We start from the raw sequence: 23,370 nt of genomic DNA on the forward strand, positions 1-23,370 counted from the left end.
TTGTTCTATAGGAATAAATTTGGTAGATTTAGGGTACACCATTGAACATACCATTTTATGTTTATCATTCCTATAATAGAACACTTTATTTGCAAATCGGAGGTGGAATTTGCCGTGCGAAAACTTTCAGATGAATTACTAATTGAATCGTATTTTAAAGCAAGAGAATTAAACCTTAGTCCTGAATTTATTGGACTAATCGAGTCAGAAATGCTGCGACGTTCCTTATACCATAAAATAAAAATTTCTTCATAATCCGCCCTAATCGGGCTTTTCTTTTTGCCCATTTTTCTTTCGTACTATCTAAAAATCCCAATTTTCTCTCCCACTTTAATGTCCTTCGGGGTATGTATGGTTGAATCGATTTGAAAAATATCTTTTTCGAATAACAAGACAACCGTTGAACCGAAACTAAAGTAAGCTAATTCTCCGCCCTTTTCTAATTCGGATCCCTTGTGGGTGGTTTCAATCGAATTAACAAACATTGCCCCTACCTTAACAATGGCTACATGCCCGTAATCTGTTTTAACTTCAGTAATTACCCGATAATTTTTGGCAAGCGTTCGAACCCCATATTTTAATCCCAGCTTATTGACAGGATATGATTTAGCGCCCAGCGTCCATTGCTTGGTGACGACTCCATTAACAGGACTATGAATACGATGATAATGACTTGGGCTTAAATAAAGAATCATATATGTACCATGTATATATTTGGCTAATAACTCTTGGTCGCCGAGCATTTCTTTAATGGAATACCTCTTGCCCTTGACCAGAATATCACTTGTTTCTGTAATTGGGCCAATATCTTCAATAACTGCATCCACAGGGCTAACAACTGTTTCTTCGTTTTTATCAATTACTCTTGCTTCCTTTTTCAGTGTCCTAACAAATAAATCATGAAGAGTAGCATAGTCTGACAAATCCTTCTCCGTTTCTTCTAAGTTTAAGTGATAAATCTTGGCGAAGGATGGTATCATAAAACGACTGACAGATGAACGAGCAAACCTTCTTAATATAACTGAAGTCCACCTGCCATTGGTTAACTCAATCATGAAACGATAAAGACCTTGAATCATCGAACTACCCCCAAATAGTGTAAAAATACTCTTTACGAAAAGACATAAAACGCTTAAAATTAAATAATATAGAATAAATTAACAAATTTGATTTCCCTTTTGGCTAAAAAAAGGAGTGATGTGGAGAATGTTTTTATTGGACGTACTCGATCAAACAATAAAAAAACTTAAATCCCAAACAGCTAATGTACTCACCTTAACAAATTTATCGCTTGGCGGATTTGCAATTATATTCGGGCTTCATGGGAATCTAAGATTAAGCTTGCTGTTAATTTTTATTGCGGCTTTGGCAGATCGTTTTGATGGCATGGTTGCACGAAAGTTTAATATCGAATCGGAATTAGGCAAACAGTTAGATTCCATGAGTGATATTATATCATTTGGTGTAGCACCTGCACTATTACTATATCAAGGAATTTTACATGAATTTGGCGGACCGGGTTCATTTTTCACCGTTTTCTACATTGGTTGTGGTGCCTTCAGATTAGCACGCTTCAATATATCGGAAAGCAATGGATACTTTACAGGTTTACCCATTACCGCAGCAGGTTGCTTAGCAACTCTAAGCTACTTGGCCATTCCTTATATTCCATCGCAATCATTCTTATTCATAACCATCATTCTATCATTCCTTATGGTAAGTCCATTTAAACTGAAAAAAGTCTAATTATTGAAACTTAAAGCATCCATCACTCCGACGATGGATGTTTTTTATTTTCAAAAAAAATGTCTCTCAAATAAAAAAGTTTATGGACAGACACAATTTCCCTTTTCCTTCATAGGAATTAATAATAGGCGAAATGGCCAAAAAAGACGGGGGTAGATGCGGATGTCTGGAATCTTAACAGCTCTCGGATATTTAATGAAAGAATTTTTATTCCTTGTCTCCTATGTTAAAAATAATGCCTTTCCTCAACCCCTATCTGCTGCAGAAGAAAGAAAATATCTTCGCTTAATGGCAGAGGGGGATTCACATGCGCGTAATATGCTAATTGAACACAATTTGAGACTGGTCGCGCATATAGTCAAGAAATTCGAAAACACAGGGGAAGACTCGGAAGATTTAATTTCGATTGGAACGATTGGGCTAATTAAAGCGATCGAGAGCTACTCAGAAGGAAAAGGAACTAAGCTAGCAACCTATGCTGCACGTTGTATCGAGAACGAAATTTTGATGCACTTACGGGCCCTTAAAAAAACAAAAAAAGATGTTTCCTTACATGATCCGATTGGTCAAGATAAGGAAGGAAACGAAATATCATTAATCGATGTACTAAAATCAGAATCCGAAGATGTGATTGATACCATTCAGTTGAACATGGAACTTGAGAAAGTAAAGAAATACATTGAAGTTCTCGATGACCGAGAAAAAGAAGTAATTGTCGGACGCTTCGGACTAGACCTGCAAAAGGAAAAAACACAACGAGAAATTGCGAAAGAATTAGGCATATCAAGAAGCTATGTCTCAAGAATTGAAAAACGCGCCTTAATGAAAATGTTCCATGAATTTTATCGGGCTGAAAAAGAAAAAAAGAAAAAATAAAAACAAAAAGCGTAAGCGCCCGTTTAGCGGCGTATGGACTGGAGCGCTCCAACCGAGATAAAGGAAACACGAAGAGCGATAGTGATTCGATGTTGACTTATCGTAGGGCGGAGAGCGAAGTACATTAGCCGCTGGGCGCTGGAGCTCGATTCAGAGAACTATTTCAATTTATCCATAATAATTATTTTATAATTTTGTATATAACAGAAAAACAGAGCCGAAAGTTTATTTCAGCTCTGTTTTTCCATTCTGCATCGGATTATTCCATTTAACTCCACCATCTATTGACTCATAGATATCATTATTTATAGTGGTGAAAGCTATTTGCTTAGGATCTTGAGGATTAACTGCTAAGTAAGTGATTGGATTTTCATAATCAAGGAAGGGAATCTCGATATTTTTTTGTTCACCGGTAGCAGGATTAATCGTTTTTAATAATATGTTCTTGTTTTCCACACTTGAAAATAAAACTGATTCTCCGCTAAATGTAAGTGATGTTACCATGAATGGATTGGTAACTTGTTTCATTGTATTTCCGTTATCGGTCGAATAATAAATACCAGACCGTGTCGGCATCGCGATGATATCCCCATTTTTCGGATGAACGGCAATCCTCCCATAGGAATCCGCATTAAAATTCTTTAATGTACTATTTTTCCACGTGTTCCCATTATCCTTAGAATAGTTCAGGCCTTGGCCTAAGGTTTTTGCATTTTGGTCTTCTTTAATAACATAGAGACCTTTTCCTGAATAACTTGCGCCCATGAAATGAAAAAGCGATTGACCGTAGAAGGATAGTTTACGGATAGTTTGTCCTTTATTGACACTTTGAATGATACCAAGCGGGTCCTTTAATCCCGATCCTTTTTGCGGATGTCCGCTTGCAATAAAACCAGTGCTTACCGCTTGAAAACTATAGTATTCATGTTGGTTCGTTGTTGTTTCAAACCAATTTGAACCGTTAAACATTTTTAAGCCCTTATCGGTCGCAACGTATAAAGCAAAATCATTTCCTGGATAACCAATACCAAGAATCTGACCTACTTTTAATGATTTTGCTTGAATAATATCATAGGTGACCTTTTCTTTCTTTTCTAGTTGTGGCTGCTGCTTTTGTTCTTGGGTTGTGTCTTGGCAACCTGAGGCCACTAGCAACATGATTCCAATCAACATTGCAAGAAAGACTTTCATTGTTTTCTTCACTTTTTTCCCTCCATACTAAACTATGAGGTATTCACTTATGAATCCTTATCCATCCACTTATACCCCAGTCCCCATACGGTTGTCAAATATTCATCAACTGGAAATCCCGTTTTTCGTAATTTATCTCGTAAATTACGAACATGGGAATCAATTGTCCGGTCTTCTGCCTGAGCCGCATAACCCCAGATTGTTGTCAATAAGTGTTCACGGGTAAACACTTTATTCTGATTTTTTAGGAAAAGCGCTAATAAAGCAAATTCTTTTGGTGTTACAGGGATTTGCTGATTATTGAAAACAACACTGAAAGAGTCCTCGTTCAATTCAAGACCCTTAAAGTCAATCAATCCTGTAAAACCTGTTTTTCTTCTTAAAACGGCGTCAATACGAGCAAGTAATTCTTCTTCATCAAAGGGTTTTGAAATATAGTCATCTGCCCCCATGTTTAAACCCTTTACAATATCATTTTTTTCACTTCGTGCGGTTAGCATGATGATTGGGATGTCCCAGTGTTTTCGAATTTCCTGACATGCTTCCCAACCCTCCATTTCAGGCATCATTACATCTAACAAAATGATTTCTGCTTTTTTCTCTTCTTGCAAATAATGAATTGCCTGACGAGCAGTGGTCATTTTTATGCAGGTATATCCCTTGGGAGTTAGATAAAGGGAAAGTAAATCTAACATTCTTGGTTCATCGTCTACGAGTAGTATTTTTTTCACGAACTTCCACTCCCATAAATAGAAATCTAGATTTAAATTATACTATATACCAACTAATACAAATATGAAGATAATAGTAATTTCCTACGCTTTCGACCTATTCTTCGGAAAGCGTAGTTTATAGAATTTTTAGAAAGAAATTTATATAATTATATTGTAAATACATAAAGGGGGTATATAGATTGACAACCACTCCATATTTAGATGTTTGGGACCTAGACGCAATTTTTAAAGGTGGCAGTGAATCCGCTGAATTTGCAGACCATTTAATCCTCACCTCAGAAATAATTGAGCTATTCCAATCAAAAGTGAATAACTGGTCACCACTCAATGCAATTGAGGATGCAAAACTCTTGAAAGAATTACTTGAGGACTTTGAGCATGCTGCTAAAAAGCTGCGTCAGGCAGGTGCCTTTGTTGGGTGTTTGCAGGCACAAAATACAGACGATAAAAAGGCATACTACTTGGACTCGAAAGTAACCAGCTTAAGTGCTGCCTTTCAAACAGCTCTTAGTAAGTTTGACATTTCATTAACATCGATCACTGATGAAGTTTGGACGAAACTGTTAGCGGATGAACAATTAAATGTACTTTCTTACATATTAACGGAACGGCGTGAACGTGCAAAAGATAAACTCTCTAAAGAAGAAGAAGCATTAATTAGCGCCCTTGGTGTGGATGGTTATCATAGTTGGGGTCAGTTGTATGATTTAATCGTTGGAAAAATAAAAATCCCTTTTAACGAAAACGGAGAAGAGAAACAACTGTCCGTCGGTCAGGCTTTCAACAAATTTTCAAGCCCTGACAGAGATATCCGCGCAGCAATCTTTGCGAATTGGGAGAAGGCTTGGGGAGAACAGGCTGATTTGTTAGCCAAAACCCTTAATCACCTTTCTGGCTTTCGTTTAAATGTTTACCAGAAAAGAGGCTGGGAGGATATATTGAAAGAGCCGCTTAGCATTAACCGTATGGAAAAGGGTACGCTGGAAACCATGTGGGCAGTCATTTCGGATAACAAACAAAAGCTCGTTAAGTATTTAGATCGGAAAGCATCGCTCTTAGGTATTGAAAAATTGAGCTGGTACGATTTAGATGCCCCATTGGGAAAAACGGCTTCAAAGGTTACTTATCAAGAGGGAGCTCAATTTATCGAACAGAACTTCGCGATTTTTGGAGAGAAAATGGCTTCTTTTGCTCGAAAAGCATTTGAAGAGCGATGGATTGAGGGGGAAGATCGACCTGGAAAAGCACCTGGCGGTTTTTGTACTTTCTTTCCGGAAAGTAATCAGTCTCGTATTTTCATGACTTACTCAGGAACACCATCAAACGTTTCAACATTAGCACATGAACTAGGTCATGGCTTCCACACATTTGCCATGAAGGGTGTCCATCATCTCAACCGAAATTATGCGATGAATGTCGCTGAAACAGCTTCAACCTTTGCTGAAATGATTGTTGCAGATGCTGCCGTGAAAAATGCGAAGGATATGGAAGAAAAACTTGTTCTTTTAGATGACAAAATCCAAAGAACAGTTGCCTTATTGATGAATATTCATGCGCGCTTCTTATTCGAAACACGTTTTTATGCGGAAAGAAAACAAGGTCCTGTTGCGGTGGAACGTTTAAATGAGTTAATGCTTGAAGCTCAAAAAATAGCCTATAACGATGCATTAGAAGAGTATCATCCATTATTCTGGGCTTCAAAACTACATTTCTTTATTACTGGGGTTCCATTTTATAATTTTCCGTATACATTCGGTTTCCTTTTCTCACTTGGCATTTATGCACAGGCGCTAGAGGAAGGCAAAGGTTATGAAGAAAAGTACATTGCCCTGTTAAGGGATACAGCATCCATGTCAGTCGAAGACCTTGCAAAGAAACATTTACAGGTTGATTTAACTCAGCCAGAATTCTGGGAAAAAGCCGTTCAAATTTGTCTTGATGATATTGATGAGTTCTTAATGTTAACAGATAAATAAGGAAAAATAAAAGCATCGACCGATTGGTGTGGTCGATGCTTACTTTTATTCTACACTAAGTTCAGCTGAAATTACGCAGCTGATTGCCGCAGTAATGACGATTGCCATCACAACCATGAACATACTCTCCACCCCTTAGATAGATCCTGTTCTTTCTAATTTGAATTTATCATATTTTCACAGTATCTACCGGGGGGAAATTCGAACTTTTTGTTAACAAAAAATTTAGGCTATTAGCAGTAATATTTACCTATGATATCATTTTGAACTTTTTTTCTTTGATTTAAAGAATAGCGACAATAATAAGATATGGAGCGGCATCTCGTTACCTCCTAATTTTTATTCTCAGCTAGGTGGTATCCTTCATAATCCAGAAACTTGCACCCCGACCTTGCATTACTAAACACTTCATATATAAAACCACCTTTCTTTTTATCAAATTTATTGCTAATTACATGCTGCGGAACATGGATGCTTGACGGTCCTTGTTTTGTTCATAAAGCTTCTCAACCATTTCTTGATGAATAGCTTCTTCTGTACTTACTTTTCTTTTCTTAATCGTAATCGAAAAGAAGATAATATTTAGAGTCATTTCGGTACACTTCCTTTGTTTTTAGCTTTTAATTAAGGATTTCCATTACATATAGCGGTACATGGAAATTTGTTTATCCTTGTTTTGTTCATAAAGCTTTTCAACCATTTCCTGGTTTGCAGCCTCTTGAAGACTGATCTCCCGTTTTTTGAATGTAATCGTGAAGAAGAGTATGTTCAGGGTCATGTGGTACCACCTCCTTTAAATAATTTTTAATTACACAGTCACAACAAATTTAATTTATGCAGCACATATCCAAAATGCTCTCAAAAAGGGCACAAAAAGACCGCAGAAGATTATCCCCTGCGGATTGGTGATTTTTAGGCACAAAAATACCGCAAAGGATCATTCTCCCTGCGGCATGGATATGTATGGGTAACTTAACGTAATCTTAAGCAATCCATTCCAGTCGGGTCGAATGTTTGATATTCATATACAGTTGTAGATGCTAAAGTCCTGCCCATTGGTGCAACAATCTTACGAGTTAAAGTTAACATCATTTTCTTCGACCTCCTTTTTGGAATTTTTTACTTTCTACGGTAATTATATCCACACACCACTACTTTGTAAACCTTTTTTACAGAAGTTTTTATAAATTAATTAATAAGCCTAATTTAAAAAAGGGTGTCAGGCACCATGTGAATTCTTCACAATGTGCTTGACACCCAAGGTTTAAGCTTTTAATGCATTGTCAAGATCTTCGATGAGGTCTTCTGCGTCTTCTAAGCCCACTGAGATTCTTACGAGGCCGTCTGTGATTCCAAGTTCTGCTCTGCGTTCTGCTGGTATCGATGCATGTGTCATTCTTGCTGGTACTGAAATCAAGCTTTCTACTGCTCCAAGACTTTCTGCTAATGTAAAATATTTCACCTTACTAAGTAATTTGTCAGCATTCTCGGCACTTCCTACATCAAATGAAACCATCCCTCCAAAACCTCTGGTTTGCTTTTTGGCGATTTGATGATTCGGATGTGTTTCAAGCCCAGGGTAATAAACTTTCTTTACATTCTCGTGTCCTTGTAGAAATTCTACAATAGCCTTTGTATTGGCTTCCATCTCTTCCAAGCGAACCCCTAAAGTACGAATCCCACGAATTAATAAATAAGAATCTTGCGGACCTAAGATTCCTCCTGTTGAATTTTGCACAAAATGGAGATCTTCCGCGAGCTTTTCACTGTTTACAACAGCTAAGCCTGCGACGACATCGCTGTGCCCGCCAAGATATTTGGTGGCACTATGCACAACAATATCCGCACCCAGTTCGATTGGATTTTGCCAATAAGGTGTTGAAAATGTATTATCGACAATGGTTAAAAGATTATGTTCTTTGGCAAGCTTTGCAACTGCCTCAATATCCGTAATTTTTAATAGCGGATTGGTAGGTGTTTCTAAGTGGATCGCTTTGGTATTGGGTTTAATTGCACTTAAAATATTATCAGCCTTACTTGTATCAACAAAAGTAGAATCAATGCCTAACCGATTCAAGACTTTAGTCATTACACGAAACGAGCCACCGTAAACATCATCTGTTAAAATGACATGATCCCCACTGTTAAACAGCATCATTACTGCTGTCATGGCTGCCATCCCAGAGCCAAAAGCAAATCCTGCTTTTCCTCCTTCAAGCTCTTTAATCAATTCCTCAAGCGCAAATCTTGTAGGATTTCCGGTACGAGAATATTCATAACCCTTATGTCCACCGACACCTTCTTGCTTATACGTACTCACTTGATAAATAGGAAAGGTAACCGCCCCCGTTGCAGGATCATTACTTATTCCACCATGAATCAATTGGGTTTTCCTTTTCATCTAAATACCTCCTTCAAAAATCTTCTTGCTTAAATATCGTTCGCTTCCATCAGGGAAGATAACCACAATATTTGTGCCAGGCTTAGCCGCCATAGCTTCTATCAATGCGGCATGAAAGGCTGCTCCCGAAGAGCTGCCCACCAGCAAGCCTTCTTTCATAGCGATTTCCTTTACCAAGGCAAAAGCAGCATCATCAGGTACAGTATGAATTGCATTAAAGTAATCAGGATCCATATATCCTGGCAAAAATTCCATTCCAATCCCTTCTGTCTTATGCGGACCTGATTCTCCACCATTGAGGATAGAGCCCTCCGGTTCAACAATCACTGTTTTCACAGTATTCTTTTGGTCTTTTAAGTAACGAGCAGTTCCCATAAATGTTCCGCCAGTGCCTGCTCCCGCTACAAAGATATCAATTTGACCGTCCATTTGATCCCAAAGTTCCGGTCCAAGTGTTTTATAATACGTTTCAGGGTTGGCAGGGTTACCAAATTGCTGTGGACAATACGAACCAGGTATTTCCTTCAGAAGCTGCTCAGCCTTGGCAATTGCCCCTTTCATCCCTTGCTCAGTTGGAGTATGAACGATCTTAGCCCCAAGTGCTTTCATTAAATCTTGCTTTTCCATGCTAAACTTTTCAGGAACACATAGGATCACCTGTACTCCTTTGTTAATAGCAGCAAGTGCTAAACCAATCCCGGTATTCCCGGCGGTGGGTTCAATCACAGTCCCACCGGTCTGCAATTTTCCAGATGCAAATGCTTCCTGTAATAGCTCGACCCCAAGGCGGTCTTTTATACTGCCGCCTGGATTCATAAATTCTAGCTTTGCAAAAATACGAACTCCATCAGGCAAAGGAAACTGTGAAATCTCAACAATCGGGGTATGCCCGATGAGCTCATGAACATTTTTATAAACCTTCATTTTTCCACCTCTACTATCGTAAAGCTGTCACCATTTTCATTACAAGGGTTGCAGAATTGGTCGCCGCTTTATCAATAAATTGATCAAAGGAAAGTTCGGATTCTTTTCCAGCAATATCTGAAAGCGAACGAATAATTACGAAAGGAACTCCAAATCGATGGGCCACTTGGGCAATCGCTGCTGCTTCCATTTCAACGGCCTGCAGGTCATGAAATTTAGACCGGACAAAGTCAACTCGGACCGGGTCTTCCATGAATGAATCTCCTGTGACAATCAAGCCTTTAACAATTTGGAAATTATCAAGCTCTTGTGCAGCTGTTTCAGCAACTGAAATTAATTTTTCATCTGCTAAAAATGCAGCAGGCAGCTGTGGGACTTGACCATATTCATAGCCAAATGCCGTTACATCGACATCATGGTATCTGACTTCAGTAGAAATAACCGCATCTCCCACATTAAGCGATGGGTTAAAGCCACCTGCAGAACCAGTGTTTATGATACAATCAGGCTTATATTTTTCTAACAGGATAGTTGTTGACATGGCTGCATTTACTTTACCTATTCCAGAGCGGAGCAAAATAACATCCGCACCATGCATTTGCCCAAAAGTAAACTCACATCCCGCGACGGTTTCTTGTGTTTGATTGGTGATGTTGTCTCTAAGTAAGGTAACTTCTTCTTCCATTGCTCCGATAATTGCGATTTTCATACTTGGACCTCTTTCTCGTTTTTTTACGCCTTCCTTAGCTGTCAAGCCTTGTTTAAGGTCGTAACGTTTCTGCTAATAATCTTCCTCGGATTCATCCATCGTATCCGCAAACACTATTCTACCGTTTTTGAAAAAAGCATGCTAATAAAACAGCAAGTACTTCTCCATTTTTCCACGCGACAGAGTATATCTCCAATCCTATAAGTATCATATGGGTTCGTGAAAAACCTGTTCCCAACGAATTATATTTGCCAGGCTCTTCACAATTTCGTTGTGCGAATTCGTGGAAAAAGCTAAAATACAAACAATAGGAAGGTGATCATATGAATTTTCAATTTGAACTTATTGAGGATAAAGTGGAATTTTTTGAGGCAAATAATTTAAAAACCTTACAAAAAAAGATTGAATCTCAAATTGACGAAAATCGGGCAATTTTACTTTCTGTCCATTCCGTTTCCCACCAAATGCATATTAATGAAAATGGCCAAACATATTTTACTGCTGTTGTCCATTTTAAAAAGAAATAAAAAAACCTCTCAGAGATTTTGAGAGGTTTTTCACTATCCATTTTTAATGGTCATTCCCAGAGAGATCTTCTACCTTGGTAGGTTTCCAGCCTTGGCCATCCACCCACTGAAGGTAAACATTGTACTTCTGCTTATTATCTTTTGAAGCGACTGTGCTAAATGAGCCATTTGTGGTAGATTTATCTCTTCCAAGCCAATATACTGTCATGTTGGATTGGTCTAAACCAGTGGCATAGGAAATAGCATTTAACATTTCTTGCCAGTCTGCGGAAGATTTATCATAGTTAGCAATATGTTCACCTGTTTGAGTTGTACCAACAGGCTCCCATGATGAATTTTCAGTCTCACTTCCCCCATCACCCTCTGTTACCACTTCCTGTGATTGATCCGCTTCCTCAGTAGCTGAAGAATCTTCTGTCGTTGCCGATTCTTCCGTTGTTGAAGTCTCTTCACTTAGTTCGTCTTCTTGGGCAGTAGTATCAGTGTCGTCTTCAGTTGAAGTGACATCTTCCGACTTTGTTTTTTCCGTATCCTTTTGTGCCGATTCTTTTTGTTCTGTTTTCGTTGTTTCCTTTTTTGGTGATGCATTATCATTACCTGTAGCAAAAATATTGTATGCGACAAAAATTATCAGTAAGAGCACAACGACGATTAAACTATTTAAGACGATATTAGTCTTTTTTCTTTTTGCACGATAACCTGAACGTGATTTAGAATTAATGTTATTAGTCAAAATTATTCCCTCCTAAGTAAAAATACAGAACTCCCCTACAGACTGGAGCCCGACATTTATAGACTCTCAATATTCTAACATGATTTCAAGAGAACTTGAAGGAAAAACCATTTCCTATTGCATTCCATGATCTTTTTGATATAGCATTTTTACCATTTCAGCGAATAACAAATTTACCCCGCCCTCCGAATCGAGCACATCTAAATTCACGGCAACAAGGACATATTTTGGATTTTCATAAGGGAAATAACCTGCGAACCATTTATTATGCAGCTGCATCCCCGCTTGATATTTTCCAGTCTCTGCTGTCCCGGATTTCCCTGCGACCTCGTAGGGCAAGTCTTTCAACCATCTTCCCGTTCCATTTGGGTTTACGACAACTTCCCGCAGTAATCTTTGAAGTTTCATTGCGGTATACGGAGAGATGTTCTCACCTTTTAGGTTTTGCTTTGGGAAATCTGCCATTGTCGTCCCGTTCTTATACTCTATTTTTGAGACGGCTCTTACCATCTCTTTTTCTCCACCTCTTGCGATTGTTGCCATCATATTTGCGACAGCCAAAGGAGTTGCCCGTACCTCATGCTGACCAATTCCAGACATCGCCGCGATATTTGCATCCTTTCTTGCATCATCCGATAGAAATACTCTGCCACTATCTTCATCAGCCAGTTGTTTAAAATCATTTGTATGAAAAATATCGCCATGCCAGCCAACAGAACTTGTAAGAGACAGTTTTTCTGCATAGTCTTCTAAAAGGTGTGGATTTATTTTTTGCAATTCCTTTGCTACTTCCCCGAACGTTCGATTACAGCTTCTCGCAAAGCTATTCGTAAAGTCCAACATTCCGTAATTATATCTTAACTCAGGTTTTCCATTGATTTTCTTACTACAATCAAACAGTCGCTGCGGATTATCAAGATTATGATCGATAGCCGCAGCTGCGACAACCGTTTTGAAAACTGAACCCATAATCTGCTGTTTTAACATCATATTTGTCATTCCTGCACCATTATAGGGATCATTTTTATTGATGGTTGGCCGCGAAACAAGTGAAAGAATGCTATTATCCTCAATATTAAGAAGAACCAACCCCCCTTTTTTAATTTGATATTGGTCCACTAAAACCTCTGCTTTTTGCTGCAGAGTCTTGTCAAGGGTTGTCCGAACATTAACAGGATAAAACGGATTAGCCGGATCCACATATTTCACATTAATTCCAAACAGGGGTTCCCCGCCTCCATCAACATGATAAATGAGCTTAGACTTTCCTTCAGGAAGAAGGAATTCATCAAAACTTTCTTCCAGCCCTGATACACCAATCAAGGTTTTCTCGGTTAGTTCTTTATCCGGGTAACGCTTCTTTAATTCGGTTGCATTTTCTCCTGTAAGCCCAATTAGCTGTTCTGCTGGTATTTCTGAACGCTCAAATTTCTTTTCAATCGCAAATACTCCTGGGATTTTCAAATGATTGATTCTATCCTTTTGTGAAGTCGTAAGTTCTAATGGTTCAGGGTCACCAAAGGCAATAGGCTTCTTCGCTCCTTCCACAGCCTTTTTAAGAACCTCTACAGGTATACCAGAAATGTCAGATACCCTGTCAGTATCCCAGTCCATTTTTTTTATAAAAGGGAAAAGGACTAGAACAGACACCTTTTTATACGTGAGCATGTCACCATTTCTGTCTAGAAAATTCCCTCTGCCATTATCAATAACTAGTTCCTGTGTTCGTTGTTTTACACTTTCTTCTAGTAAATTTACATTATGTTTCGAAAATGTCTCTGTCTCAATTAACTGTATTTGCATTAAACGTGCTAAAAGTAATAGCAAACCGGTTATAGAAATTATAAGCCATCCTATCGCTCGTTTTCGCCACATAAAAAACACCTCGTCAAAAGTTTTGACGAGGTTTTCTTATTTCAATCAATTATTCAAATGAAAGACCAAAAATAGTTATAATAACGATTATTTTATGCTAACGATTCGGACGCTCATTTCTCCGCCAGGAGTTTGAACTGATACTTGATCGCCTACTTTTTTACCTAAAAGGCTTTTGGCGATTGGGGAATCATTAGAGATTTTCCCTTCAAATGGATCAGCTTCAGCGCTTCCGACAATCGAATACGTTTCTTCATCACCATCTGGAAGCTCAACAAACGTAACAGAACTACCTAATGTTACAGAGTCACTTGCCATGGCAGCCTCTGCAATAATCTTGGCATTACGAATCATATTTTCTAAAGTGGTAATTCGGCCTTCAACAAATGCTTGTTCCTCTTTCGCAGAATCGTACTCAGAGTTTTCAGATAAATCACCAAAACTTCTCGCGATTTTAATTCTCTCCACCACTTCTTTACGTTTCACAGCTTTTAAATATTCAAGTTCTTGGATCAGTTTTTCTTTACCTGCTTGTGTCATCGGAAATACTTTCTCTGTAGCCAAAACCCTCACTCCTTCTAGTCCTTAAGAATTGTGTATGTACTCTATGTAATTCTATGCCCATCAGCATAATAGATAGTAGCGCGTCCTCTTTTATAAGGGCGCGCGACAGAAAATATTTTTCCAGTCTGAAATTAATATTTAGACTATTCCTTGCTATTGTTTCATAAAAATGACTTTTGTTCAAGAATTGTTTGAATTTTTGTGACCATTAAATCAATCGCCACATGATTATGGCCACCTTCAGGGATAATAATATCTGCATATCGCTTAGTAGGTTCAATAAATTGATTATGCATCGGACGAACAACATTTAGATATTGTTCAATAACGGAATCAAAGGTCCTGCCACGCTCACTAATATCACGTGTCAAACGGCGGATAATTCGTAAATCTGCGTCCGTATCTACGTACAATTTAATGTCCATTAAATTTCGTAGTCGTTCATCTTCAAGTACTAAGATTCCTTCTAAAATGATCACATCTTTTGGTTCTACAGGGATGACCTTGTCAGAACGTGTATGGATTGAATAGTCATAAACAGGTTTTTGGATGATTTCATATCGTAAAAGTTTTTCGATATGTTCAATAAGTAAGTCATTATCAAACGCAAGCGGGTGATCATAATTTGTTTTCAAACGCTCTTCAAATGGTAAATTACTCTGGTCCTTATAATAATAATCCTGTTCTATCACTAAAATCGAAAGATCTTTCAACGTTTCATAAATGGATTTTGTAACACTGGTTTTTCCGGAGCCGGAGCCGCCGGTTACACCAATAACAACCGGTTTGCGCATCATGCTAGTTCTCCTTTCGCATCATGTTGTTAGGGTAGACCGGTTTGTCCAATTTAAATTGTACAATTTGAAGTGGATGTCTTGCAGCGTCCAATTCATTACCTTTTTCATCCCATATTTTATCAATGACATGTGTAAAGTTTTGAATTTCAGGTCCAAAAAATTCCACTTCTTCACCTGGTTTAAAATGGTTTCGCTGCTGAAGTGTAACCATTTGGGTTTCAGGATTATAATGCAAAACAAGACCTACGAATTCAAAATTTGTCTTCTTGCTATGATTACCAAACATCTGCTCTTTATACCCCGGAACACCTTCAAAAAAGGCTGGTGCTGTTTCTCGATTAGCACACTTGTCCAGCTCTGTTAACCATTCCTTCTGGATAACAAAATTCTCAGGATCGGCGCAATAGGCATCGATTACTTTGCGATATACACTAACGACTGTTGCAATATAGTGAATGGATTTCATTCTGCCTTCAATTTTTAAACTATCGATTCCAAGTTCAATCATTTGCGGGATTGCTTGAATTAAGTTAAGATCTTTCGGGCTCATTGCAAACGGAGCGTCTCCCTCTTCATAGAGAGCCACTTCTGTATTGCTGCCTTCCAATTGGTAAAGATCATAATCCCAGCGGCATGATTGACAGCAGCCGCCACGGTTTGAATCTCTCGCAGTCATATGGTTACTCAAAGTACAACGGCCTGAATAAGCGATACACATGGCACCATGAATAAAGGTTTCAATCTCGACATCGACCTTTTCTTTTATTTCCTTAATTTCTTCAGCGCTTACTTCACGTGCTAAAACAACTCGCTCTGCCCCTGACTCTTTCCAAAACTGAGCTGCCTTCCAGTTAGAAAGTGATTGTTGTGTACTAATATGGATTTCAATTTCCGGTGCAAGACGGCGGCAAGTTTCAATAATTAACGGGTCTGCAACAATAATTCCCGCAATTCCTGTTTCCTTCAAGCCTAAGATATATTCCTCTAATCCGTCCAAATTTTCATTATGAGCAAAAATGTTAGTAGTTACATAAATCTTTGCTCCATAGTTCTTAGCAAACTCTACACCCTCTTTCATTTCTTCGAAGGTAAAATTGTCTGCATTTGAACGAAGTCCATACTCCTGGCCGCCGATAAACACGGCGTCAGCACCATAATGGACAGCAATTTTTAATTTTTCAAGATTTCCAGCTGGAGCAAGGAGTTCCGGCTTCTTAACAATGACACGTTTTCCATCGATAATTTCAGAAATCTTATCTTTAACTGTACTCATAGCTGAACCCCTCCAATTGTTTAGCTTCTGCGCCTAGGCGCTTCCGCTTTTCTGTTAATAAACGGTCTCTTTGAAAAAGAATCCTGTATCTAATGAACGATTTTCTGGCTGAATTTCTTCAATTGCAGCTAAAAGCTCGTCCTTTTTATCTTCATATGCGTCTGGATCTTCACTAAATAAATCGATGGCTTCCCGGTAAGCCTTTGTTACTGCAAGAATATATTCAGAGCTTTTTAAGATTCCATCTATTTTAAACGAATCTACACCCGCTTCTAACATTTCTTGCAATTCATCAATGATACAAATATCATTTGGACTCATAATATGGGTTCCATTTTCGTCTTCAAAAATGGGATATTTATTTTCACGCTCTTTATCATGGAGAAACATATTCTTTTCCATTTTGCGATTTTCGATTTCTAATACCTTCCCTTGGTATTCATAATAATTTCCCAGCAAAGAACGTTTCGATTGGAACATACAACTCATCCCATGAACTTGAACTTCAATTTCCACTTCTGCATTTTCTTTTGTTTCCACAATGGCGTCCATGTTTATTTCTCTGGCAAGGACAGCTCTTTTCGCACCTTTTGTGCCCCAATAGTTACAGGTAAACCAGTTTGTTCCGGTCGTTTCCGTGCTCCAATGGAGTTTCATCTCAGGAGCAACCTCTCTGACGGTCATTAAAACAGCCGGATCACCAAAAATAATCGCATCAGCCTTAGCGTCAGAAACAAATTTAATATAGTCATTTAATTCATCAATCTTTTCATTATGAAAAATCGCATTCATGGCCACATAGACTTTTTTACCTTTTGAATGAGCTAGTTCAATCGTTTTTTGTACATCATCACGAGTAAATTCACCCGCCAGCCGCAGCCCATAGCGTTGTTCACCAATTACAAACGCATCTGCACCTGCTTCAATTAATGGCAAGATATCATCAACTGTCAACGGAGTTACAAGTAATTCCGGTTTTTTCATTTCCTCTCACCTCTTCTTTTACTGATCGCAACCCCATCCCCTACAGGTAGAATGACCGAATGATAATCTGGATGGCTCATTAACCAGTGGTTAAATTCATCAATTTTTTTGACGAGATTACGAATTCTTTTCGTTTCAATTTCTGGTTCAGCGACCAGTCCTTTAAATAAAACATTGTCAGTAATGATCATTCCATCATCACTTAAATATTTTGAATACATCTCAAAGAACTTTTTATATTGACCTTTTGCTGCATCAATAAAAATGACGTCAAAATAGGCATGGCCTTTCACAGCATCCTCAACTTCTAGTGCATCACCTTTGATCAAAGTAATTTGATTTTGATGTTCCGAACGTTGAATAAATTCCTCTGCCACTTGCAGCCGTTCCATATCACGTTCGATGGTAACGATATGGGCTTTTGGCAGCGCATCAGCCATTCGTAAGGCTGAATAACCGATTGCCGTGCCTACCTCAAGAATTCTTGCCGAACGATGAAGCCGCAATAATTGAAGCATGGTTTCTATACCCGCGAGTTCCATAATAGGAACATTATGAATACGTGCATAGTTTTCCATTTCTGTTAGTAATGGATCTCGTTCTGAAATAAGACCTTCTATATAAGAATGCAGCTTTTCATTTAACAAGCTGCCCTCACCTCTATCCTTAAATAAGAATTGCACTCATGTAGCAATTCTCTAAGTAAAATACTTTTATTATCTCTATCCACAATGCTCTTTAGACATGAAAAAATAGCGTTCACAGTAATCTTCAGCATTTAACGGCAAAAATCCGCCATCATGCGTTCCAAGCAGTTGCTGCTTAGGGTACCTGTACTGTGAGTTACGCTATGGATCCTTTATTAAAATACTTGAACTATTTTATCATAAACCAAACGTAAATTTCAACACAAAAACGAGGGAAAGCGATTGTTTCCCTCGTAGAAGCCTTTATTTTTTACTAGTAATATGTTTTGCTTTTTCTTTATTATGTTCTTCGAGTGTTTTTGTAAAAATAACCTCTCCGTCAGCTGTTGCTATGAAGTAATAAAAATCTGTTTGCGCAGGATCAAGTGATGCTTCAATCGAAGACTTTCCAGCATTGGCAATTGGTCCTGGAGGTAAACCGGTATTTTGATAGGTGTTATAGGGAGATTCCACTTCTAGGTCCTTATATAATACCCTTGCCTTGTGTTTCCCTTGTGCATAGAGAACAGTTGGATCCGTTTGGAGCATCATTCCCTTTTTTATGCGATTATAAAAAACACTTGCAATCGTTTTGCGGTCTGCCTTTTCGGTTGCTTCCTCTTCTACTAAGGAGGCCATTGTCAAAAGTTGATGAACAGATAGCTTTTTCTTCTCACTTTGTTCCGCATAGTCAGATAATACTGTCCGCGTTTTCGTAAGCATAGCAGCAACCATTTCCTCCACTGAGGGATTATTTTTATAAAACGGATAGGTTGCAGGGTACAAATACCCCTCAAGAGGATATTTCACTGAGGAATTTAAGATTTCCTCTGTTAAGATATCAGGATATTTAGCCATCAATGATTTAATAAATTCCTGATCGTTCAATTTATTAAAAACATCTTTTTCATTCTGCTTAGTTGCTTTCGCCATGATCGCAGCGATTTCCCTTAGTTGTTTACCTTCAGGTATTGTAATTTTGAAGCTGGCTTGTGCCAGTACTTTTCCGGTCTTGAGGCGGTTGACGATTTCAGGGACATCCATAGACGGACTTAGTTGATATTGCCCGGCCATAAACCCGCCTTCATTTTTTAACTTAACATAATATTTGAATACTTTTGCACTCTTTATTATGCCATTTGATTCTAATGTTTCGGCAATACCAGTTACCGATGAACCTAACGGAATATCAACCTGTTTAAACTTCTTGCTATCTGCGTCAATAGGTTTAAGCGCTGAATCTATATACAAATATCCTCCACCACTAATTAAGAGTATAAATAATAGCAATAAAATAGAAATAATCAAAACTATCTTTCTGACAACTTTTGCTTCTTTTTGATGTTCTAACATTTTTTTACGAATAACATCTTTTTTTGTATCTGTATGGTTTGTTGTCATTTTACTCCCCCTTTCCTTTGACTCATTGAACTACGTACGAAAAAATAGACCATCTTAATTATTTCAGCATATAGTAAGAAGAATGTCAATTTAACAATATATTTGTCAGATTTTAAAACGAAATCCATAAAAAAAACCGACCATGGAAATGGCCGGTATTTCTGTTTCTATTCTTCGTCTTCTTGGTCTTCGTTGAAGGTATTGAAAACTTCTTCAACCATGTCCCATTCTTCGTCTGTTTCAATTTGCATTAACGGACCATATCCGCCGTCTTCTGTTGGAATGTAGGCATAGACATGGATATCGACATCTTCTTCCTCATCATCAAAAGATCCGACTGGATAAAAGAATACATAGGATTTTTCGAATTCCTCAGAATCAAAAGTAAAAAGTACTTCATGTAACTGTTCATTACCATTTTCGTCTACTAATGTAATATATTGTTCCTCTTCATGTTCGTGCTCGTGCTCGTTTACCATTTCTTCACCTCATTAATTTTTACTATCAAGATAGCCTTGCAAAATCATTACTGCTGCCATCTTATCAATAACTTTCTTCCGTTTTTTCCGACTCACATCGGCCTCAAGTAATACGCGCTCAGCTGCCATAGTTGTAAGACGCTCGTCCCAAAGAATTGTTTGAACGGCAAATTGCTTTTCAATTTCATCGGCATATTGCATACTTGCTTCTGCACGTGGTCCGATCGTCCCGTTCATATTTTTAGGCAGACCTATAACAACTTTCTCTACTTGATACTCTTTTATTAATTGACCAATTTCCTCAAAACCAAACTCATTTCTTTCTTCATTGATTTTAAGAGTGGTGAGGCCCTGAGCAGTCCAGCCGAATTCATCGCTTAACGCCACACCGACTGTCTTCGTGCCTACATCTAAACCCAATAAGCGCATTATTAACCCTCTCGCTGCTGTTTAAGATAGGATTTTACCAATTCCTCAATAATTTCATCACGTTCAAGCTTGCGAATTATATTGCGAGCATCACGATGACGTGGAATGTAGGCAGGATCTCCTGATAATAGATAACCAACAATTTGGTTAATCGGGTTATAGCCTTTTTCCTGCAAAGCTTCATACACTTGATTAAGAACATCATTGATATCATGTTCAAATGGTTCTTCAGGAAAATTGAATCGCATCGTTTTGTCAAATGAGCTCATTGCATGCACCTCGCTTTTTATTTGAGGAAAATTATTCTATATTAACTACATTTTACACTACTTTATTTCAATATCAAATGGATTTTACCCATTCCTCAACGAATTGAAGCGCTGCATCAAGCTTTTCTGGGTCTTTCCCACCAGCTTGAGCCATGTCAGGACGACCGCCGCCGCCACCGCCGCAGCGTGTAGCAACTTCTTTGATTAACTTACCAGCATGGTAACCTTTTTCAATGAGATCCTTCGTTACCGCTGCAATTAAGTTTACCTTTCCTTCCTGTGCACTTCCCAAAACAATCACAACAGAGCCAAGCTTTTGCTTTAAATCATCCGCCATATTTCTGAGGTTGTTCATATCAGCACCTTGAACATTTGCCGTTAATACAGTCACCCCATCAATTTCTTTTGCTTTGGTTACGAGATTTCCAGCTTCAATATTTCCAAGCTTCGTTGCAAGAGATTCGTTCTCTCTGTGAAGTTGTTTGATTTCAAGCATCAAACTATCAATTCTTGCAGCGATATCTTTAGGATTGGTTTTTAGTTTCTCAGCTGCATCCTTTAACAAACCAACCTGCTCATTTAGTGTCTTATAAGCCGATTCACCGGTTACTGCTTCAATCCTTCTTGTACCAGCACCAATTCCACCCTCAGAAACAATCTTAAATAATCCAATCACGGAGGTATTCGGTACATGGCATCCGCCGCAAAGCTCAAGACTGTAGTCTCCCACTCTTACGACACGAACAATGTCACCATATTTTTCGCCAAAAAGAGCCATCGCTCCCATTGCTTTTGCTTCAGCAATTGGTTTTAAGCTGATGTCCAGTTCGATATTTCTCCAGATCTTTTCATTGACGATTTGTTCAACCTGTTCAAGTTCTTCTGGCTTAATTTGACCGAAATGCGAAAAATCAAAGCGAAGACGATCAGGTTCTACAAGGGAACCCGCTTGATTCACGTGCTCGCCAAGTACGTCTTTTAAGGCTTGGTGTAACAAATGTGTCGCTGTATGGTTTTTAATAATTTTGACACGATTTTCGGCATCCACTTCCGCTTTCACTTTGTCATTCGTTCTTAAGGTTCCAGCTGTAACCATGACTTGATGTAAATTTTGACCATTTGGTGCTTTTTGTACGTCCTTAACAGCAACACTGCTGCCTTCACCGACAATCACACCACGGTCAGCAATTTGTCCGCCGCTCTCGGCATAGAATGGTGTCACATCTAGAATTAATTGTACTTCCTCACCACTTGTCGCACTGTCAACAAGTTCACCATTTTTAATAATCGCTGCTATAGTAGAATTTGTTTTAAGTTCATCGTAGCCAACAAATTTACTCTCAACCTTTACATCACGAAGGACTCCACCTTGAACCTGCATCGAATCAACATCTTGTCTTGCTGCACGGGCACGTTCACGCTGCTGCTCCATTTCGACCTCGAAGCCGGAATGGTCTACCTTCATCCCCTCTTCTTCGGCATATTCCTCTGTTAATTCAACAGGGAATCCATAGGTATCGTAAAGTCGGAAAATATCAGCACCTGTGATGGTATCACTGCCTTTTTCTTTTTCCTTCTTAATGACAGTTGCTAGAATCGCTAAGCCTTCATGAAGTGTCTCATGGAAGCGTTCTTCCTCACTCTTGATAACTTTTTGAATGAAATCTGTTTTGTCCTTTACTTCTGGATAGAAGTCATCCATAATCTCGCCAACTACTGGTACGAGTTCATACATGAATGGACGATTAATGTTGATTTGTTTGGCATACCGAACAGCTCTGCGCAGCAAGCGGCGAAGTACATAGCCACGGCCTTCGTTGGATGGCAATGCTCCATCACCGACAGCAAAAGCAACCGTCCGAATATGATCAGCAATTACTTTGAAAGCAACATCGGTTTCTTTGTTTTGACCGTACTTTTCACCAGAGATCTCTTCTGTTGCACGAATAATCGGGATAAATAAATCTGTATCAAAATTGGTAGGGACGTTTTGTACAACAGAAGCCATACGCTCTAATCCCATCCCCGTATCAATATTTTTCTTTGGCAGCGGTGTATAAGTGCCGTCAGGATTATGATTGAATTGAGAAAATACAAGGTTCCATACTTCCAGATAACGGTCATTTTCACCGCCTGGATAAAGCTCTGGGTCTGATGGATCATTTCCATACTCTGGACCGCGGTCATAAAAAATTTCAGTATTCGGGCCGCTTGGGCCTTCTCCAATATCCCAGAAGTTCCCTTCTAAACGAATAATACGCTCTTCTGGCAAACCAATCGTGTTTCGCCAAATGTCATATGCCTCGTTGTCTTCAGGATGGATCGTAACTGAAAGCAGTTCTGGATCCCAGCCAATCCATTTTTCAGATGTTAAGAATTCCCATGCCCATTCAATCGCTTCCACCTTAAAATATTCACCAATGGAAAAGTTTCCAAGCATCTCAAAGAATGTATGGTGTCGAGCCGTTTTCCCAACATTCTCAATGTCATTGGTTCTAATTGATTTTTGTGCATTTGTAATTCTCGGATTTTCAGGAACAACACGTCCATCAAAATATTTCTTTAAGGTTGCGACACCACTGTTAATCCATAAAAGTGATGGATCATCATGAGGCACTAGTGATGCACTTGGCTCAATCGTGTGACCTTTTTCTTTGCTAAAAAACTCTAAAAACATGGAACGAATTTGTGAACCTGTTAAATTTTTCATATGTAGAAGACCTCCTTTTTTATAAAAAAGCATACAAAAAAGCCCTCATCCCAAAAAACAGGGACGAGAGCTTATCTCGCGGTACC

25 protein-coding genes and 1 other annotated feature (1 of these 26 only partly in view) are annotated in these 23,370 nt (G+C 38.6%); of the genes, 5 read left to right on the plus strand and 20 right to left on the minus strand.

Translation table 11 applies throughout. The annotated features are described in order from the left end of the window. The first annotated feature begins 114 nt into the window (after positions 1–114). On the plus strand, positions 115–255 hold the full coding sequence (locus COJ96_RS20040; protein WP_081825323.1) for a sporulation histidine kinase inhibitor Sda: 141 nt from the start codon (positions 115–117) through the stop codon (positions 253–255). 44 nt (positions 256–299) lie between these two features. Here the strand turns inward: COJ96_RS20040 and COJ96_RS20045 are convergent, their stop codons facing one another. After that, the gene (locus tag COJ96_RS20045) at positions 300–1,079 is read right to left on the minus strand and encodes a phosphatidylserine decarboxylase (RefSeq protein ID WP_098575570.1); all 780 of its coding nucleotides are present in this window, start codon (positions 1,077–1,079) and stop codon (positions 300–302) included. Positions 1,080–1,206: 127 nt separating this feature from the next. Between COJ96_RS20045 and pssA the strand changes: the two genes are divergently transcribed. Together pssA and sigK are read left to right on the plus strand one after the other, a co-directional pair. Further along, a complete protein-coding gene (gene pssA, locus COJ96_RS20050) occupies positions 1,207–1,746 on the plus strand; it encodes a CDP-diacylglycerol--serine O-phosphatidyltransferase (protein WP_026563503.1) in 540 nt (179 codons plus the stop codon). Positions 1,747–1,908: 162 nt separating this feature from the next. Then, positions 1,909–2,622, plus strand: a complete 714-nt coding sequence (sigK, locus tag COJ96_RS20055) for an RNA polymerase sporulation sigma factor SigK (protein WP_026563502.1) — start codon at positions 1,909–1,911, stop codon at positions 2,620–2,622. Positions 2,623–2,847: 225 nt separating this feature from the next. On the opposite strand, the gene COJ96_RS20060 is transcribed toward sigK, so the two are convergent. Both COJ96_RS20060 and COJ96_RS20065 read right to left on the minus strand, forming a co-directional pair. Then, positions 2,848–3,825, minus strand: a complete 978-nt coding sequence (locus tag COJ96_RS20060; protein WP_098575571.1) for a F510_1955 family glycosylhydrolase — start codon at positions 3,823–3,825, stop codon at positions 2,848–2,850. A gap of 35 nt (positions 3,826–3,860) precedes the next feature. Beyond that, positions 3,861–4,544, minus strand: coding sequence for a response regulator transcription factor (locus COJ96_RS20065; RefSeq protein ID WP_098575572.1), 684 nt, complete (start codon positions 4,542–4,544; stop codon positions 3,861–3,863). A 182-nt stretch (positions 4,545–4,726) separates the two neighbouring features. Between COJ96_RS20065 and COJ96_RS20070 the strand changes: the two genes are divergently transcribed. Next, a complete protein-coding gene (locus COJ96_RS20070; protein ID WP_098575573.1) occupies positions 4,727–6,523 on the plus strand; it encodes a M3 family oligoendopeptidase in 1,797 nt (598 codons plus the stop codon). A gap of 451 nt (positions 6,524–6,974) precedes the next feature. Here COJ96_RS20070 and COJ96_RS20075 read toward each other — a convergent pair whose 3' ends face one another. The 5 genes from COJ96_RS20075 to mtnN form a co-directional block, all read right to left on the minus strand. Next, entirely contained in the window at positions 6,975–7,115 is a 141-nt protein-coding gene (locus COJ96_RS20075; RefSeq protein ID WP_098575574.1) for a YrzI family small protein, read from the minus strand. A gap of 45 nt (positions 7,116–7,160) precedes the next feature. Further along, complete coding sequence (locus tag COJ96_RS20080; protein ID WP_081825320.1) at positions 7,161–7,301, minus strand: YrzI family small protein; 141 nt, start codon at positions 7,299–7,301, stop codon at positions 7,161–7,163. A 486-nt stretch (positions 7,302–7,787) separates the two neighbouring features. Next, positions 7,788–8,924 (minus strand): bifunctional cystathionine gamma-lyase/homocysteine desulfhydrase, encoded by a 1,137-nt coding sequence (locus COJ96_RS20085; protein ID WP_098575575.1) that lies wholly within the window; start codon positions 8,922–8,924, stop codon positions 7,788–7,790. Next, on the minus strand, positions 8,925–9,848 hold the full coding sequence (locus tag COJ96_RS20090) for a PLP-dependent cysteine synthase family protein (protein WP_098575576.1): 924 nt from the start codon (positions 9,846–9,848) through the stop codon (positions 8,925–8,927). Between the two features lie 13 nt (positions 9,849–9,861). After that, positions 9,862–10,557, minus strand: a complete 696-nt coding sequence (gene mtnN / locus COJ96_RS20095; protein ID WP_098575577.1) for a 5'-methylthioadenosine/S-adenosylhomocysteine nucleosidase — start codon at positions 10,555–10,557, stop codon at positions 9,862–9,864. A gap of 323 nt (positions 10,558–10,880) precedes the next feature. Between mtnN and COJ96_RS20100 the strand changes: the two genes are divergently transcribed. Beyond that, a complete protein-coding gene (locus COJ96_RS20100; protein WP_098575578.1) occupies positions 10,881–11,084 on the plus strand; it encodes a DUF2536 family protein in 204 nt (67 codons plus the stop codon). Positions 11,085–11,127: 43 nt separating this feature from the next. Here COJ96_RS20100 and COJ96_RS20105 read toward each other — a convergent pair whose 3' ends face one another. The 12 genes from COJ96_RS20105 to alaS form a co-directional block, all read right to left on the minus strand. Continuing rightward, entirely contained in the window at positions 11,128–11,817 is a 690-nt protein-coding gene (locus tag COJ96_RS20105) for a YrrS family protein (RefSeq protein ID WP_098575579.1), read from the minus strand. Positions 11,818–11,931: 114 nt separating this feature from the next. Beyond that, positions 11,932–13,692, minus strand: a complete 1,761-nt coding sequence (locus tag COJ96_RS20110; RefSeq protein WP_098575580.1) for a peptidoglycan D,D-transpeptidase FtsI family protein — start codon at positions 13,690–13,692, stop codon at positions 11,932–11,934. A gap of 87 nt (positions 13,693–13,779) precedes the next feature. Continuing rightward, positions 13,780–14,256: a transcription elongation factor GreA gene (greA, locus tag COJ96_RS20115; RefSeq protein ID WP_026563493.1), complete on the minus strand. Its 477-nt coding sequence runs from the start codon at positions 14,254–14,256 to the stop codon at positions 13,780–13,782. Positions 14,257–14,417: 161 nt separating this feature from the next. Continuing rightward, a complete protein-coding gene (gene udk / locus COJ96_RS20120; RefSeq protein ID WP_098575581.1) occupies positions 14,418–15,053 on the minus strand; it encodes a uridine kinase in 636 nt (211 codons plus the stop codon). A 1-nt stretch (position 15,054) separates the two neighbouring features. After that, positions 15,055–16,326: a peptidase U32 family protein gene (locus COJ96_RS20125; RefSeq protein WP_098575582.1), complete on the minus strand. Its 1,272-nt coding sequence runs from the start codon at positions 16,324–16,326 to the stop codon at positions 15,055–15,057. Between the two features lie 54 nt (positions 16,327–16,380). Continuing rightward, positions 16,381–17,310, minus strand: a complete 930-nt coding sequence (locus COJ96_RS20130) for a peptidase U32 family protein (protein WP_098575583.1) — start codon at positions 17,308–17,310, stop codon at positions 16,381–16,383. After that, a complete protein-coding gene (locus COJ96_RS20135; protein ID WP_098575584.1) occupies positions 17,307–17,957 on the minus strand; it encodes an O-methyltransferase in 651 nt (216 codons plus the stop codon). Before COJ96_RS20135 ends, COJ96_RS20130 begins: the two co-directional genes overlap by 4 nt. 303 nt (positions 17,958–18,260) lie before the next feature. Then, the gene (mltG, locus tag COJ96_RS20140; RefSeq protein WP_098575585.1) at positions 18,261–19,397 is read right to left on the minus strand and encodes an endolytic transglycosylase MltG; all 1,137 of its coding nucleotides are present in this window, start codon (positions 19,395–19,397) and stop codon (positions 18,261–18,263) included. A gap of 167 nt (positions 19,398–19,564) precedes the next feature. Continuing rightward, positions 19,565–19,876 carry a DUF1292 domain-containing protein gene (locus tag COJ96_RS20145; protein ID WP_098575586.1) on the minus strand — a complete coding sequence of 104 codons (312 nt, stop codon included), beginning with the start codon at positions 19,874–19,876 and terminating at the stop codon, positions 19,565–19,567. A gap of 12 nt (positions 19,877–19,888) precedes the next feature. Beyond that, positions 19,889–20,305, minus strand: a complete 417-nt coding sequence (ruvX, locus tag COJ96_RS20150) for a Holliday junction resolvase RuvX (RefSeq protein ID WP_098575587.1) — start codon at positions 20,303–20,305, stop codon at positions 19,889–19,891. 2 nt (positions 20,306–20,307) lie between these two features. Beyond that, positions 20,308–20,574 (minus strand): IreB family regulatory phosphoprotein, encoded by a 267-nt coding sequence (locus COJ96_RS20155; protein WP_026563485.1) that lies wholly within the window; start codon positions 20,572–20,574, stop codon positions 20,308–20,310. Positions 20,575–20,647: 73 nt separating this feature from the next. Further along, complete coding sequence (gene alaS / locus COJ96_RS20160) at positions 20,648–23,284, minus strand: alanine--tRNA ligase (RefSeq protein WP_098575588.1); 2,637 nt, start codon at positions 23,282–23,284, stop codon at positions 20,648–20,650. A gap of 56 nt (positions 23,285–23,340) precedes the next feature. Then, positions 23,341–23,370 (minus strand) — a binding site (T-box leader) (it continues 199 nt past the right edge of the window).

Source organism: Bacillus sp. AFS073361 (assembly GCF_002567005.1).
Lineage (GTDB): Bacteria > Bacillota > Bacilli > Bacillales > Cytobacillaceae > Neobacillus.